Origin of the sequence: Catenuloplanes nepalensis, from assembly GCF_030811575.1 — a bacterium.
Lineage (GTDB): Bacteria > Actinomycetota > Actinomycetes > Mycobacteriales > Micromonosporaceae > Catenuloplanes > Catenuloplanes nepalensis.
The window spans coordinates 8837439-8849710 of record NZ_JAUSRA010000001.1; the positions used below are offsets into that span (position 1 = coordinate 8837439).

Here is a 12272-nt window from a genome sequence, read left to right on the forward strand (position 1 = left end):
TTACCGGCCCGCCGTCCCGGTGGGACGGTGGTGGCCATGGAAGCCATCGACGTCACCACCCCGGCGCTGCGGGCCTGCGCCGACCGGCTCGCGGCCGTGGCCCGCCGCCTGCTCGGCATGCCGCCGGGCCGGCTGTCCGTCACCGCCCCCGGCTGGGCGGCCGGCGTCGCGATCACCGACCTGGCGGACGCGGCCTGGTCCGTGCTCGACCGATGCGGCACCGGCGTGGCGGCCGCGGCGGCGGCGCTGGGCCGCGCGGCCACGGCATACGAGGCGGTGGACGAGTCGGCCGCCCACCGCCTTCGCCGGCTGCAGAGTGGGGTGACGCCGTGGCGGTGACCTATGAGCGGTTGTGGCAGGCCAGTCCGCCGTCCTGGCGGGAGTCCGCGGCGGCGTGGCGTGACCTCGCGGCCTCGGGTGCGCGCCGCGCGCTGGAGTTGGCGTCCGGCGCGGTCGCGGTGACGCGTGCCTGGTCCGGCGCCGGGGCCGACGCGGCGATCACCCGCCTGCGGCGGCTGCGTGACGACCTTGAGGCGGGCCGGCTCGCGCACCTGGAGACCGCCGGCGTCCTGACGGAATATGCGACGGCGCTGCAGACCGCGAAGGCGCGGCTGGCGGCGGCGGTGCGCGCGGCCGAGGCTGCGGGCCTCGCGGTGGAGCGCTCGGGCGCGGTGGCCGGCCCGGCGTCCGCGACCAGCGGCGGGCAGCCGGCACCCGAGAGCGGACCGTCGGCACCCGGGGGCGGACCACCGCCGCCCGAACGCGGGCCGTCGGTGTCCGAGGGCGGGCCGTCGGTGGCCGTCGGCGGGCCGGAGGCGATGCGGGTGGCGGCGGAGATCCAGGCCGCGCTGACGGCGGCGGAGCGGGCGGATGCGGAGGCGGCGGCGCGGCTCGGCGAGCTTGCCCGGGCGGCCGGCAGCGGGTGGGAGAGCACGCCGCCCGGGCAGCGGCCGGCTCCCGGCGCGGTCCCGGCCGAGGTGCGCCGGTGGTGGGACGCGCTCACCCCGGCGCGGCGGCGCTGGCTGATCCGGCACGAGCCGACACTGGTCGGCGGCCTGGACGGGGTGCCGGTCGCCGCGCGTGACCTGGCCAACCGCTCGCTCCTGGAGCTGGCGCTGGAGGCGGCCCGGCTGGGCCTGCCGGTTGACGGGTTGCGCAGCGGCGCGCCGGCCGACGGCGTCAGCCTCACCGGCGCCGACCTGCGGGGCGCGATCCCGGGCGGCGCGGCCTATGCGCGGGACGCCGCGCTGATCGCGTCGCTGGAGCGGCTCGCCGATCAGGTGGCCGCCGATGCCGATCCGCCGCGATTCCTGGTGCGGTTCGATCCGGAGCGGGACGGCCGGGCGGTGGTGGCGGTCGGCGACCCCGACCGCAGCGCGGCCGTGGTGACCTGCGTGCCGGGCATGACCAGCGATCTGGCCTCGCTCGGCGGCGAGCTGGACCGGGCCGCGCGGCTGGCCGAGGCCGCGACCGCGCTGGACCCGGCGCGGCGCACCGCGGCCGTGCTGTGGCTGGACTACGACGCGCCGGACTTCGTGGGCGAGGCCGCGGCCGAGACGCCAGCCCGGGATGCCGCGCCCGCGCTGCACCGGTTCCAGGAGGGGCTGCGCGCGTCGCACGAGGGCGATCCGGCGCGGCAGACCGTCCTGGGCCACAGCTACGGCACGCTGGTCGCGGGTGTGACCGCCCGCGATCTCGGGCTCGACGCGGACGGTCTGGTGCTGCTCGCCTCGCCGGGCGCCGGGGTCGAGCACGCGACGCGGCTGGGCGTGCCGGAGGTGTGGGCGAGCACGTCGATCACCGACCCGATCCAGCACGTGCCGGTGTCCCTGCTGGCCGCCGCGACCGACGCGGCGGCCGTGACCGGGGTTCCGGTTCTGGGCACCGCGTTCGCCTTCAGCTCGCCCGAAGAGAGCTTGTGGCACGGGCACAACCCGGCCGACCCGGGCTTCGGCGCGCTCGCGTTCCCCAGCCAGGCCGACGCGGGACACCTCGGTTACTGGGATCGCGGCGGGACCGCCCTGGACGCACTGTCCCGCATCACGCTCGGCCTGCCCCTCGACGCCACGGAATGACGCGCCGATCGCACCGGCCGCGAGCCCGGCAGCCCGCGAGCCCGGCAGCCCGCGAGCCCGGCAGCCCGCGAGCCCGGCAGCTCGGCAGGCCGGTAGGTCGCTGGCTCGGCAGGCTGGCAGGCCGGCAGCCTGCGAGCCCGGCAGGCCGGTAGGTCGCTGGCTCGGCAGGCCGGCAGCCCGGCAGGCCGCTGGCTCGGCGGCGTGCCAGCCCGCTGGCCCGGAAGCGCGCCAGCCCGACAGAGCGGCAGGTCGCTGGCCCGGCGGGCGGTGGGCCGACCGGGCGGTGGCTCGGGCCGGTGAGGTCAGGCCGGGGTGAGCGACCAGTCGATCGGGGCCAGGCCGGCGTCAGCGAGAGCCTTGTTGCACGCGCTGAACGGGCGGGTGCCGAGGAAACCGGCCGGGTTCATCGGGCTGGGGTGGCCGGCCTCCAACACCACGTGCTGCGGGTTGGTGACCAGCGCCGCCTTCTTCCGGGCGTAGCTGCCCCAGAGCATGAAGACCACGCGCGTGTCCAGCTCGTTCACCGCGCTGATGGTGGCGTCCGTGAACTCCTCCCAGCCCTTCTTGGCGTGCGAGCCGGCCTTGCCCTCGCGGACCGTCATGATCGAGTTGAGCAGCAGCACGCCCTGCTCGGCCCACGGGGTCAGGTCGCCGGTGCTGGGCATGCCCGCGCCGACGTCGGCCGCGATCTCCTTGAAGACGTTGCGCAGCGACGGGGGCACCCGGACGCCCTCGCGGACGCTGAAGCTCATGCCGTGCGCCTGGCCGGCCTTGAAGTAGGGGTCCTGGCCGAGCAGCAGCACCCGCACCCGGTCCGGCGGGCACAGCCGGTAGGTGGTGAACAGGTCCTCGACCGGGGGATAGACGGTCTGCGTCTCGTATTCGCCCGCGACGAACTCGCCCAGCTTGCGCGTGCGCTCGACGTCCAGGTGCGGCGCGAGGACGGCCTGCCACGGCGCGGGCAGCAGGCTGACGAGGTCGAGGGACATGCTGGCGACTCCTCCACAGGGGAACTACGGGACGTGCGGTCGCACCGTATCGGACGGGTCCGACAGATCCGTCACAGCTTCTCCAGGAAGGAGATGAGCGCGGCGTTCACCTCGTCCGCGTGCTCCAGCATGACCACGTGCCCGCTGTCCGGGATCTCGATGAACTCCGCGTTCGGCAGGTGGCGCGCGATCTCACGCGAGTGGGTGACCGGCAGGATCTGGTCCTTGTCGCCCGCGATCACGAGCGTGGGAATGTCCTGCAGCGTGTCGAGGGCGGGGAACCGGTCATGGGTGTAGATCGTCCGTAGGTAGCGCGTGACCGTGTCGGCCGTGGTGTGCGAGTTCATCGACTCGACGAACGTGACCAGTGCCGGGCTGGGCGCGCTGCCGCCGAAGCCGAACTGGCGGGTGAGCAGCCAGGCCAGGTCGGAGGAGGCGAGCCGGGCCCGGTCGATGACGCTGCCGGTGAGCCGCGTGGTCCGGGTGACGACCGGAAGGAACGGCGCTCCGGCGCGCGCGGCCAGCGACGGGATGGACAGCCGGGCCTCCTCCACCTTGCCGCCGGACGTGGCCATCAGCACGACGCCGGACACCCGGGCGCGCAGCAGCTCGGGGTAACGCTCGGCCAGCGCCATGATGGTCATGCCGCCCATCGAGTGCCCGACCAGCACGATCGGGCCGGTCGGCACGGTGGCCGAGATGACCGCGTGCAGCGACTCGGCCAGCGCCTCCAGGTGGTACTCGCCGGACTCGAGCTTGCCGGACCGGCCGTGCCCCGGCTGGTCGTAGAAGACCATCCGGTAGTCGCCGCGCCGGACCATCTCCTTGCGCTGGAAGTAGAACGTGCCCATGTCCAGGCAGAAGCCGTGCACGAAGACGATGGTGGGCTCGGCCTGCAGGTCGGTGCCGGCCGCGCCGGGGAAGTCCGGCTCGACCTCCAGCCCGTCGACCGGGTCGAGGACCTCCACGTGCAGGTCGGTGCCGTCCGGTGCGGTGATCATGAAGGACTCGTCGTAGGGCTGCTCGCCGAACTTCTCGTGCGCGTACGGGTCGATCGTGCCGCGCTTGGTGCGGCGCACGATGGTCCGCTCGGCGGCGACTCCGGCCGCGATGCCGGCGGCCGCGAGCCCGACCACCGCGCCGATGATCCCGGCGCGTTTGCCCACCTGGGGCGTGAAGATCGACGTGACCAGGGACGACGACGTTGACGATGACGCCGAACTCATGCTTGCCCTTCCTCCACGCTGCGATATCGAGCCGTTGCTCCGCTCACGACTCCGCCTGGAGGGCGCAGTCCGTCGAAGACGCGGGCCACCCGGGCGCTGCCGAACCGGGCGACGATCTCGTAGTTGATGGTCTCGGCGGCCGCGGCCCAGTCGTCCGCGGTCGGCTCGCCGTCGTCGCCGGGGCCGAAGAGCGTGACCAGGTCGCCGGCCTGCACCGGGTCGTCGCCGCAGTCCACCATGAACTGGTCCATGCAGACCCGGCCGGCGATCGGCCGGACCCGGCCGGCGATCTGCACCGGGCCGCCGTTGGAGGCGTGCCGTGGGACGCCGTCGGCGTAGCCGATCGGCACGACCGCGATGGTGGCCTCGGCCGGCGTGACGTAGGTGTGGCCGTAGGAGACGCCGGAGCCGGCCGGCACCCGCTTGGCCAGCATCACCCGGGCGCGCGCGGTCATCGCGGGCCGCAGCCCGTCGACGCGCCCGCCCATCGGCGACAGGCCGTAGATCGCGAGGCCGGGCCGGATCAGATCGAAGTGCGCGTCCGGCCGGGTGAGCACGGCCGCGGAGTTGGCGATGTGGCGGTAGCGCGGGTGGACGCCGAACCGGCCGGCCACCTCCAGCCCGTCCCGGAACGCGGCCAGCTGCGCGTCGACGCTGGGGTGGCCGGGCTCGTCCGCGCAGCCGAGGTGTGACCAGACGCCGACCACGTCGATCAGCCCGTCGGACTGGGCCTTGGCGGTCGCCTCCAGCAGCACCGGCCACTCCGCGGGCGTGGCGCCGCTGCGGCTCATCCCGGTGTCGAGCTTCAGGTGCACGCGGGCGACGCGCTCGGCCCGTTCGGCCGCGGCGATCACCTCGTCCAGCAGGCCCAGCGTGGCGACGCTCAGGTCGATGTCGGCCGCGACCGCGTCGTGCAGCGGGAGACCGGGGACGATCAGCCAGGAGAGGATCGGCGCGGTCAGCCCGGATTCACGCAGAGTGATCGCCTCGGTCGGGGTGGCGACGCCGAGCCAGGTGGCGCCGCCGTCCAGAGCCGCCCGCGCGGAGGCGACCATGCCGTGCCCGTACCCGTCGCTCTTGACCACCGCCATGACCTCGGCGCTGGTCCCGGCGACGAGGTGGGCCACGTTCGCCCGGATCGCGTCGAGATCAACTCGAACTTCGGCCTGCCACATGGCCTCCAGCCTACTGACCGGTCACAGAGCCGCGCACCCCTTGTGACGTGCGACTTCCGGGACAACGGTTAAGGTGTCCGGCGATGAGTGACGCGATCCGGCCGCTGCGCTGGTGGCACATCGACGAGCTGATGCCGATCGAGGCCGACCTGTTCGGCGCCGAGACATGGACCGCGGCCATGTTCTGGAACGAGCTGGCGAACGGTCATTACTACCTGGTGTCACTGGACGGCGACGGCCGGGTGGACGGATATGCCGGGCTCGCGATGCAGGAGCCGGACGCCTGGGTGCAGAACATCGCGGTCCGCCGTGACCGGCAGCGGCACGGCGTCGGCCGTGCGCTGCTGGAGGCGCTGCTGGCCGAGGCGGATCGGCGCGGCGCGGAGCGGGTGCTGCTGGAGGTCGCGGTGGACAACGTCGCCGCGCAGCGCCTCTACGGCACGTACGGTTTCGAGGGGATCGGCATTCGCCGGGGTTATTACCAGCCGAGCAACACCGATGCCCTGATCATGGAGCGGGAACGGTAGCCTCCGGAGTCATCCCCGCGGATGAAAGAGTTTCACCGCCAGGGGAGGAGGGGGCGATGCCGGACGTGATCGTTCGGATGTGGGAGGTCAAGGCCCGGCCTGCGAGTCACGCGGAGCTGCTCACCTGGGTGTGCGACGCCGCGGTCCCGTCGATCGAGGTCTACCCGCTGCACATGTCGACCGAGGTGTTCTCCTCGGCGGACAACCGGCTCGTGGTGATCTCGAAGTGGCGCAGTGGCCCGGTCGATCTTCCCGAGCCGCCGGAACACCTTGTCGCCCGGTCACCCCATGTCTGGGAATTTACCCAAGTGGACCGGTAAGTCCGATCCAACGAGCGAGAATGCGTCGGTGAAGCACAGGGCGGACATCGCGGCGCTCGCGACGTACCTCCTGATCGCTCTGGTCCTGACCTTCCCGCTGTGGCGGGATCTGGACCGGGCCGTGCCGGAGGCGAACGAGGGCGATCACGCGTTCTTCGAGTACGTCCTGGCCCGGTCCGCCGCGCTGGTGACCGGCGACGTCGGCGACCCGTTCGTCACGGACGCGTTGAACGTGCCGCTCGGCGTGAACATGATGGCGAACACGTCCGTGCTCGCGCTCGGCATCCCGCTGACGCCGGCCACGCTGCTCGCCGGCCCGGCCGCCTCGCTCGCGCTGCTGGTGCTGCTCGGCCTGGGCCTCACCGCGTACGGCTGGTTCTGGGTGTTCTCGCGAAGACTGCACGTGTCACCGGTCGCGGCCTGGGTCGGCGGCGCGTTCTGCGGCTTCGCGCCCGGCATCTACACGCACGCGCAGGGCCACCCGAACTGGACCGCCCAGTTGCTGCTCCCGTTCGTGGTCCACCTCCTCTTCCACCCGGCGCCGAGTCCCCGAAGAGGCGCGCTTCTCGGCTTGATCATGGCCGCGCAGGTCTTCATCAACGAGGAGTCGCTCTTCTTCACCGGCCTGGGCTGCGCGGTCTTCGGCCTGCTCTTCCTGGCGCTGCGCCGGCACGAGGTGGACAAGACCCGGTTCCTGATCAATCTCGGCGTCGCGCTCGCGGTGGCCGGCGCGCTGGTCGCGTACCCGCTGTGGGTGCAGTTCACCGGCCCGGGCAGCTACCGGGGCGTGCCGGAGTTCACCACCGGCTACGGCAACGACGTGGCGGCGTTCGCCCAGTTCTCCACGCACTCGCTGGCCGGGCCGATCTCCCCGTTCGGCCACCTCTCGCCGAACGAGACCGAGCAGAACGCGTCGTTCGGCATCCCGCTGGTGATCGTGTTCGTGCTGCTCGCGGTCATGCTGCGCCGCAGTGCCGCCGCGCTCGCCGCCGCCACCACCGCCGTGGTCTTCGCGGTCCTCTCGATCGGCCGGGACGTGATCGTGAACGGGTACGGCGACGTGAGCCGCCCCGGCCCGTGGGAGCCGTTCGCGCACCTGCCGCTCTTCGACTCGGTGGTGCCGACCCGCCTGTCGCTGATCGCGATCCCGTGCCTCGGCCTGCTGCTGGCGCTCGCGGTGGACCGGTCCCGGATCGCGGTCGCGCTGGTCACGGTCGCGCTGGTGCCGATCGTGCCGATGCCGCTGGCCACGAAGCAGATCGCGCCGGTCCCGGCCTACATCGCCGGGCACGGCTACCGGGAGCACCTCGCGGACGGCGGCAGCATGCTGGTCACGCCGCGGATCTGGACCGACACCACCGGCATGCGCTGGGCCGCCCGCACCGGCCTCGACTTCCCGCTCGCGCTCGGCTACTTCCTCGGCCCGGACCCGTCCGAGGGCGGGCGTGCCATGTTCGGCCCGTGGCGGCGGCCCACACACGGACTGCTCGTGGCGGTGAGCTCGACCGGGTACCTTCCGCCGCTGACCGCCTGGGACCGCGCCTCGTTCGCCGCGGACCTGGCCTACTGGGAGACCTCGGTGATCGTGCTGCCGAACGACCAGCCGCACCGGGCCGTGGTGGAGTCGCTGCTCACCGACCTGACCGGGCGCGCACCCACGCGTACCGGCGGCGTGTCGGTCTGGGATTTTTAAGATCTTGAAGGCGATTTTCCCGCTTCCGGCGTGGTGCGGCCCGCATGCTCCCGCGGGCACCGGTCGGCCGCGGGCGGCCTCCCTGCCGGTCGGGTGGGTGGCTGAGAAAAAGACCAGGTCAGCTCTGCCAGGAGCGCCAGAGCGCGGCGTAGGAGCCGTTCGCCGCGAGTAGCTCGTCGTGTGAGCCGCACTCCACGATCCGGCCGTCCTCGACCACCGCCACCCGGTCCGCGTCGTGCGCGGAGAAGAGCCGGTGCGCGATCGCCACCACGGTCCGGCCGGCCAGCACCGCCGCCAGCGAGCGTTCCAGCGACCGGGCCGCGCGCGGGTCGAGCAGCGACGTCGCCTCGTCCAGCACCAGCGTGTGCGGGTCCGCGAGCACCAGCCGGGCCAGCGCCACCTGCTGCGCCTGCGCGGGCGTGAGCGGGTGCCCGCCCTCGCCGACCACGGTCTCCAGCCCCTCCGGCAGCTCGGTCGCCCAGCCGAGCGCGTCCACCGCGGCCAGCGCGTCCAGCACCTCCTCCGGGGAAGCGCCGGGCCGGGCGAGGATCACGTTGAAGCGCAGCGTCCCGGCGAACACGTGGTGTTCCTGGGTGACCAGCGCGACCTCGCCGCGCAGCCGTTCCGGCGGCAGCGCGGACACCGGGACGCCGCCCACGGTGAGCGCACCGGACTCCGGCCGGTGCACGCCGGCCAGCAGCCGGCCGAGCGTGGACTTGCCGGCGCCGGACGGTCCGACCACCGCGAGCCGTTCGCCGGGTGCGATGTCCAGCGAGATGCCGCGCAGCACGGGACGGCCGGGCACGTAGCCGAACGTCACGTCGTCGAGCCGGATCCCGTTGCCGCGCGGCACGCCGCCTTCACCGTCCGGCTCGGAGCGGACGTTCCCGACGCCGATCACCCGGGCCAGCGCGGCCTCCCCCTCCTGTAGATCCTCCAGCCAGGAGAGCACCTGGTCGACCGGGCCGACCAGCTGCTGCATGTAGAGCACGGCCGTGATCACGGTGCCCAGCGCCATCCAGCCGTTCGCGTAGTAGAGGCCGCCGAGCAGCAGCGTCCCGGCGATCGGCAGCAGGTAGGACAGGTCCGCCAGCGGGTACCAGACCGTGCGCAGGAACAGCGTGTACCGCTCGGCCAGGTAGGAGCCGTGGATGTCCGCGTCCGTCTGCCGCCGCCGGCGCTCGTGCAGCCGCAGCGCCTCCACGGTCCGCGCGCCCTCGACGGTCTCGGCCAGGCCCTCGGTGATCCGCGCGTACGCGGCGCGTTCGCGCAGGTAGCCGCCGGCGGCGCGGCGCAGGTACCACCGGGTCAGCGGCCACAGCGTCGGCACCGCGATCAGCGGGGCCAGCAGGAACAGCGGCGACACCAGCGCGAGCGCCACGATCAGCAGCAGGATGGTGATCAGCGCGGTGAGGATCTCCGGCGCGGCCCACTGCACGCTGTAGGCCAGCGAGGAGACGTCCCGGGTGGTGCGGGTGAGCAGGTCACCGGTGCCGGCCCGCTCCACGGTCCCGATCGGCACGGCCAGCACCCGGTCGACGAACTCCTCGCGCAGCTCGGCCAGCACGCGCTCGCCGAGCCGCGCGGACGCGTACCGCGCGAAGTACACCAGCACGGTCTGAATGATCACGAACGCGGCCAGCGTGAGCCCGATCCGGTCGAGCGCGCCGGTCGTACCGCCGCCGCGGATGATCTCGATCAGCTCGCCGAGCAGCCAGGGGGAGGCCAGTCCGCAGAGCGCGCCGAGCCCGTGCAGGCCGAGCATCGCGCCGAGTTCGCGCGGGTGCCGGCGGAACAGGCCCAGCACGTACCGCCGGATCTGAATGCCGTCGGCGATCGGCAGCATGGTCGTCATGGCTCCTGCCTGGTGACGGTGGCGGCGTAGCGGGGCTCGCCGGTGAGCAGCTCACGGTGGGTGCCCTCGGCGATCACCTTGCCGTCCTCGACGTAGGCGACGCGGTCCGCGTGCGTCAACACCAGCGGGCTGGTCGTGCAGACCACGGTGGTGCGCCCGGTGCGCGCCGGTCCGAGCCGGGCCGCGATCCGTGCCTCGGTGTGCGCGTCGACCGCGCTGGTCGGCTCGACCAGGATCAGGATCTCCGGGTCCGCGTGCAGCGCCCGGGCCAGCCGCAGCCGCTGCTGCTGCCCGCCGGAGAACTCCCGCCCGCGCGCCGCGATCTCGGTCTCCAGCCGGTCCGGCAGCGCGTCCACGATGTCCTCTGCCGCGGCCGTGACCAGCGCGTCCTCCACCTGGCCGCCACCCAGCGACTCGCGCAGCGGACCGGCGAACAACCGCGCCTCGTTCTCCGCGAGCAGCACCCGGGACCGCAGTTCATCAAGATCAAGATCCCGCAGCGGTACGCCGCCCAGCCGCGCCTCCGAGTCGGTGAACCGCGCCAGCCGCTCCGCGATCGCGGCCGCGTCCGCCGGGTCGGCCGCCGCGATCGCGGTCAGCACCCCCGGGCGCACCAGCAGCCCGGACCGCGGATCCGCGAGCACGGCCGGGCCCGGCGGCACCGGCACCGGGCGCGCCGGCGACGCCGGGTCCGGGTCGAGCGCGAGCAGCCGCACCACGCGCCGCGCGGAGACCAGCGCGACCGCGAACTTGTCGGCCGCCTCGGTGAGCGTGCGCAGCGGCGGGACCAGGAACGCGGTGTAGCCGTAGAACGCGACGAGCTGGCCGGGGGTGAGCCCGCCGGTCAGCACGAGCCGGGCGCCGAGCCAGACGACCAGCGCCAGGAACAGTCCGGGGAGCAGCACCTGGGTCGCCTCCAGCACGGCGCCGACGCGTCCCACCCGTACCCCGGCGGCCCGCAGTTCCTGCGACTCGGCGCGGTAGCCGGCCGCGAACAGCGACTCGCCGCCGACGCCGCGCAGCACACGCAGCCCGGTGACGATGTCCGCGGCCCGGGTGGTGAGCTTGCCCTGGCGCGTCCGGTACGCCTCCTGCCGGGCCTGCAGCGGGCGGAGCAGCAGCGCTACCGCGGCGAGCAGCAGCGGCACGCCGATCACCACCACCAGGCCGAGCCGCGTGGACGTGTTCAGCATGATCGCGGTGACCACCACGACCGCGGTGACCGCGCCGGCCGCCCGGTCGACGATCTCGATGGCGCTCCCCAGCTGCTCGATGTCGGAGACACCGATGCTGACCACCTCGCCGCTGGACATCCGGCGGGGGAGCGCCGCACCGACCCGGGCGGACTGCCGGACCGTGAGCTGCACGGTCCCGTACGCGGTGTCGAGCCAGTTGTGGGCGCCGTACCGGTGCCGGAGGATCCCGGCCACGGCCTGCACCACGCCGAGGGCGAGCACGGCGCCGGACCACGCGGCGAGCTCGCCGGAGTCCCGCCCGGCCACGCCACGGTCGACCGCGATGCCGATCAGCGCGGGCGCGAGCGCCATCGTGCACATCCACACCACGCCGAGGCCCACCGACACCGCCAGCTTGTGCCGGACCCGGCGGACCATCCACCACAGCAGGCGGCCCGCCGACCGGTGGTCGGCGACTCCCGGATCGGGTCGCGGCAGGTCACGCATAGTTACGAAAAGCTACTGTGTGGAGTGGGTCCGGATCCACCGATTTATCGCGCCCGGCAGCTGATCTCCATGCCGTCGCCGACCGGGAACTCCACGCTCACGTAGCCGGCCGCGGGGTCCCGCACATACTCCAGGTACGGCGCCATGCCGGGGAAACTCACGTCGTCCGCGACCACCAGCGCGCCCGGGGCCAGCCGGTCCTCCAGCAGCCGCAGCACCGGCAGGCACAGCTCCTTCCAGCCGTCGAGCAGCAGCACGCCGATCGGGCCGGGTGTGTCGGCGAGCGTGGTCAGCGCGTCGCCGGCCAGCACCGTGACCGCGTCCTGCAGGCCGGCCTCGGCCAGGTTGGCGCGTGCCGCGGTCACCTTCGCGGCGCTCAGCTCCGTGGTCAGCACGTGCCCGGCGCCGTTGTCGGTCACGGCGGCGGCCAGGTAGAGCGTGGAGATGCCGAACGACGTGCCGAACTCCACCACGCGCTCCGGCCGGGCCGCCCGGATCAGCGCGTAGAGCAGGTCGCCGCCGCGCGCGGAGATCGGCATGTAAGCGCCGGCCAGCAGGTCGGCGCGCTCCTGCGCGGAGGCGCCGGCGTCGACGTGCGGGTGCGGCCGGTCCTCGTCGAGATCGGCGGCGGCGTGCAGGCGGTTCAGGACGGTGCGCACACGTGGTGCTGACAGAGAGTTCATGGGAGGTAGAGTGGACGCAACGTTGCGTCTAGTCAAGGGCCGGGAAC

General features: G+C 73.7%; 11 protein-coding genes. 5 read left to right on the top strand and 6 right to left on the bottom strand.

Annotated features, from left to right (window positions below; genetic code table 11):
* Positions 1 to 36: 36 nt before the first annotated feature.
* Entirely contained in the window at positions 37 to 339 is a 303-nt protein-coding gene (locus tag J2S43_RS38445) for a hypothetical protein (protein ID WP_306837907.1), read from the top strand.
* Positions 330 to 2075 (top strand): alpha/beta hydrolase, encoded by a 1746-nt coding sequence (locus J2S43_RS38450; RefSeq protein ID WP_306837910.1) that lies wholly within the window; start codon positions 330 to 332, stop codon positions 2073 to 2075. The genes J2S43_RS38445 and J2S43_RS38450 overlap by 10 nt, the downstream gene beginning before the upstream one ends.
* Positions 2076 to 2377: 302 nt before the next feature.
* On the opposite strand, the gene ung is transcribed toward J2S43_RS38450, so the two are convergent.
* The 3 genes from ung to alr all read right to left on the bottom strand — a co-directional run bounded on the left by ung (position 2378) and on the right by alr (position 5465).
* Complete coding sequence (ung, locus tag J2S43_RS38455; RefSeq protein WP_306837911.1) at positions 2378 to 3064, bottom strand: uracil-DNA glycosylase; 687 nt, start codon at positions 3062 to 3064, stop codon at positions 2378 to 2380.
* 71 nt (positions 3065 to 3135) lie between these two features.
* Positions 3136 to 4290 (bottom strand): alpha/beta fold hydrolase, encoded by a 1155-nt coding sequence (locus J2S43_RS38460; RefSeq protein ID WP_306837913.1) that lies wholly within the window; start codon positions 4288 to 4290, stop codon positions 3136 to 3138.
* Positions 4287 to 5465 carry an alanine racemase gene (gene alr / locus J2S43_RS38465; protein WP_306837914.1) on the bottom strand — a complete coding sequence of 393 codons (1179 nt, stop codon included), beginning with the start codon at positions 5463 to 5465 and terminating at the stop codon, positions 4287 to 4289. Before alr ends, J2S43_RS38460 begins: the two co-directional genes overlap by 4 nt.
* Positions 5466 to 5548: 83 nt before the next feature.
* On the opposite strand from alr, the gene rimI reads away from it, so the two are divergent.
* From rimI to J2S43_RS38480, 3 genes are all read left to right on the top strand, one after another.
* A complete protein-coding gene (rimI, locus tag J2S43_RS38470; RefSeq protein ID WP_306837916.1) occupies positions 5549 to 5992 on the top strand; it encodes a ribosomal protein S18-alanine N-acetyltransferase in 444 nt (147 codons plus the stop codon).
* 65 nt (positions 5993 to 6057) lie between these two features.
* Positions 6058 to 6312 carry a hypothetical protein gene (locus J2S43_RS38475; RefSeq protein ID WP_306839736.1) on the top strand — a complete coding sequence of 85 codons (255 nt, stop codon included), beginning with the start codon at positions 6058 to 6060 and terminating at the stop codon, positions 6310 to 6312.
* Positions 6313 to 6340: 28 nt separating this feature from the next.
* Positions 6341 to 8005, top strand: coding sequence for a hypothetical protein (locus J2S43_RS38480; protein ID WP_306837918.1), 1665 nt, complete (start codon positions 6341 to 6343; stop codon positions 8003 to 8005).
* A 118-nt stretch (positions 8006 to 8123) separates the two neighbouring features.
* Here the strand turns inward: J2S43_RS38480 and J2S43_RS38485 are convergent, their stop codons facing one another.
* From J2S43_RS38485 to J2S43_RS38495, 3 genes are read right to left on the bottom strand one after another with little or no spacing between them, the layout of a single operon-like run.
* Positions 8124 to 9860 carry an ABC transporter ATP-binding protein gene (locus J2S43_RS38485; RefSeq protein WP_306837920.1) on the bottom strand — a complete coding sequence of 579 codons (1737 nt, stop codon included), beginning with the start codon at positions 9858 to 9860 and terminating at the stop codon, positions 8124 to 8126.
* The gene (locus J2S43_RS38490; protein ID WP_306837922.1) at positions 9857 to 11542 is read right to left on the bottom strand and encodes an ABC transporter ATP-binding protein; all 1686 of its coding nucleotides are present in this window, start codon (positions 11540 to 11542) and stop codon (positions 9857 to 9859) included. The genes J2S43_RS38485 and J2S43_RS38490 overlap by 4 nt, the downstream gene beginning before the upstream one ends.
* Positions 11543 to 11586: 44 nt before the next feature.
* On the bottom strand, positions 11587 to 12225 hold the full coding sequence (locus tag J2S43_RS38495) for an O-methyltransferase (RefSeq protein WP_306837924.1): 639 nt from the start codon (positions 12223 to 12225) through the stop codon (positions 11587 to 11589).
* Positions 12226 to 12272 lie beyond the last annotated feature (47 nt).

What these genes read in the sequence shown, in the direction of transcription:
- rimI (WP_306837916.1), top strand. Translation starts at nt 5,549, where the DNA reads ATGAGTGACGCGATCCGGCCGCTGCGCTGGTGGCACATCGACGAGCTG.
- J2S43_RS38460 (WP_306837913.1), bottom strand. Translation starts at nt 4,290, where the DNA reads ATGAGTTCGGCGTCATCGTCAACGTCGTCGTCCCTGGTCACGTCGATC.
- alr (WP_306837914.1), bottom strand. Translation starts at nt 5,465, where the DNA reads ATGTGGCAGGCCGAAGTTCGAGTTGATCTCGACGCGATCCGGGCGAAC.
- ung (WP_306837911.1), bottom strand. Translation starts at nt 3,064, where the DNA reads ATGTCCCTCGACCTCGTCAGCCTGCTGCCCGCGCCGTGGCAGGCCGTC.
- J2S43_RS38485 (WP_306837920.1), bottom strand. Translation starts at nt 9,860, where the DNA reads ATGACGACCATGCTGCCGATCGCCGACGGCATTCAGATCCGGCGGTAC.
- J2S43_RS38495 (WP_306837924.1), bottom strand. Translation starts at nt 12,225, where the DNA reads ATGAACTCTCTGTCAGCACCACGTGTGCGCACCGTCCTGAACCGCCTG.
- J2S43_RS38445 (WP_306837907.1), top strand. Translation starts at nt 37, where the DNA reads ATGGAAGCCATCGACGTCACCACCCCGGCGCTGCGGGCCTGCGCCGAC.
- J2S43_RS38490 (WP_306837922.1), bottom strand. Translation starts at nt 11,542, where the DNA reads ATGCGTGACCTGCCGCGACCCGATCCGGGAGTCGCCGACCACCGGTCG.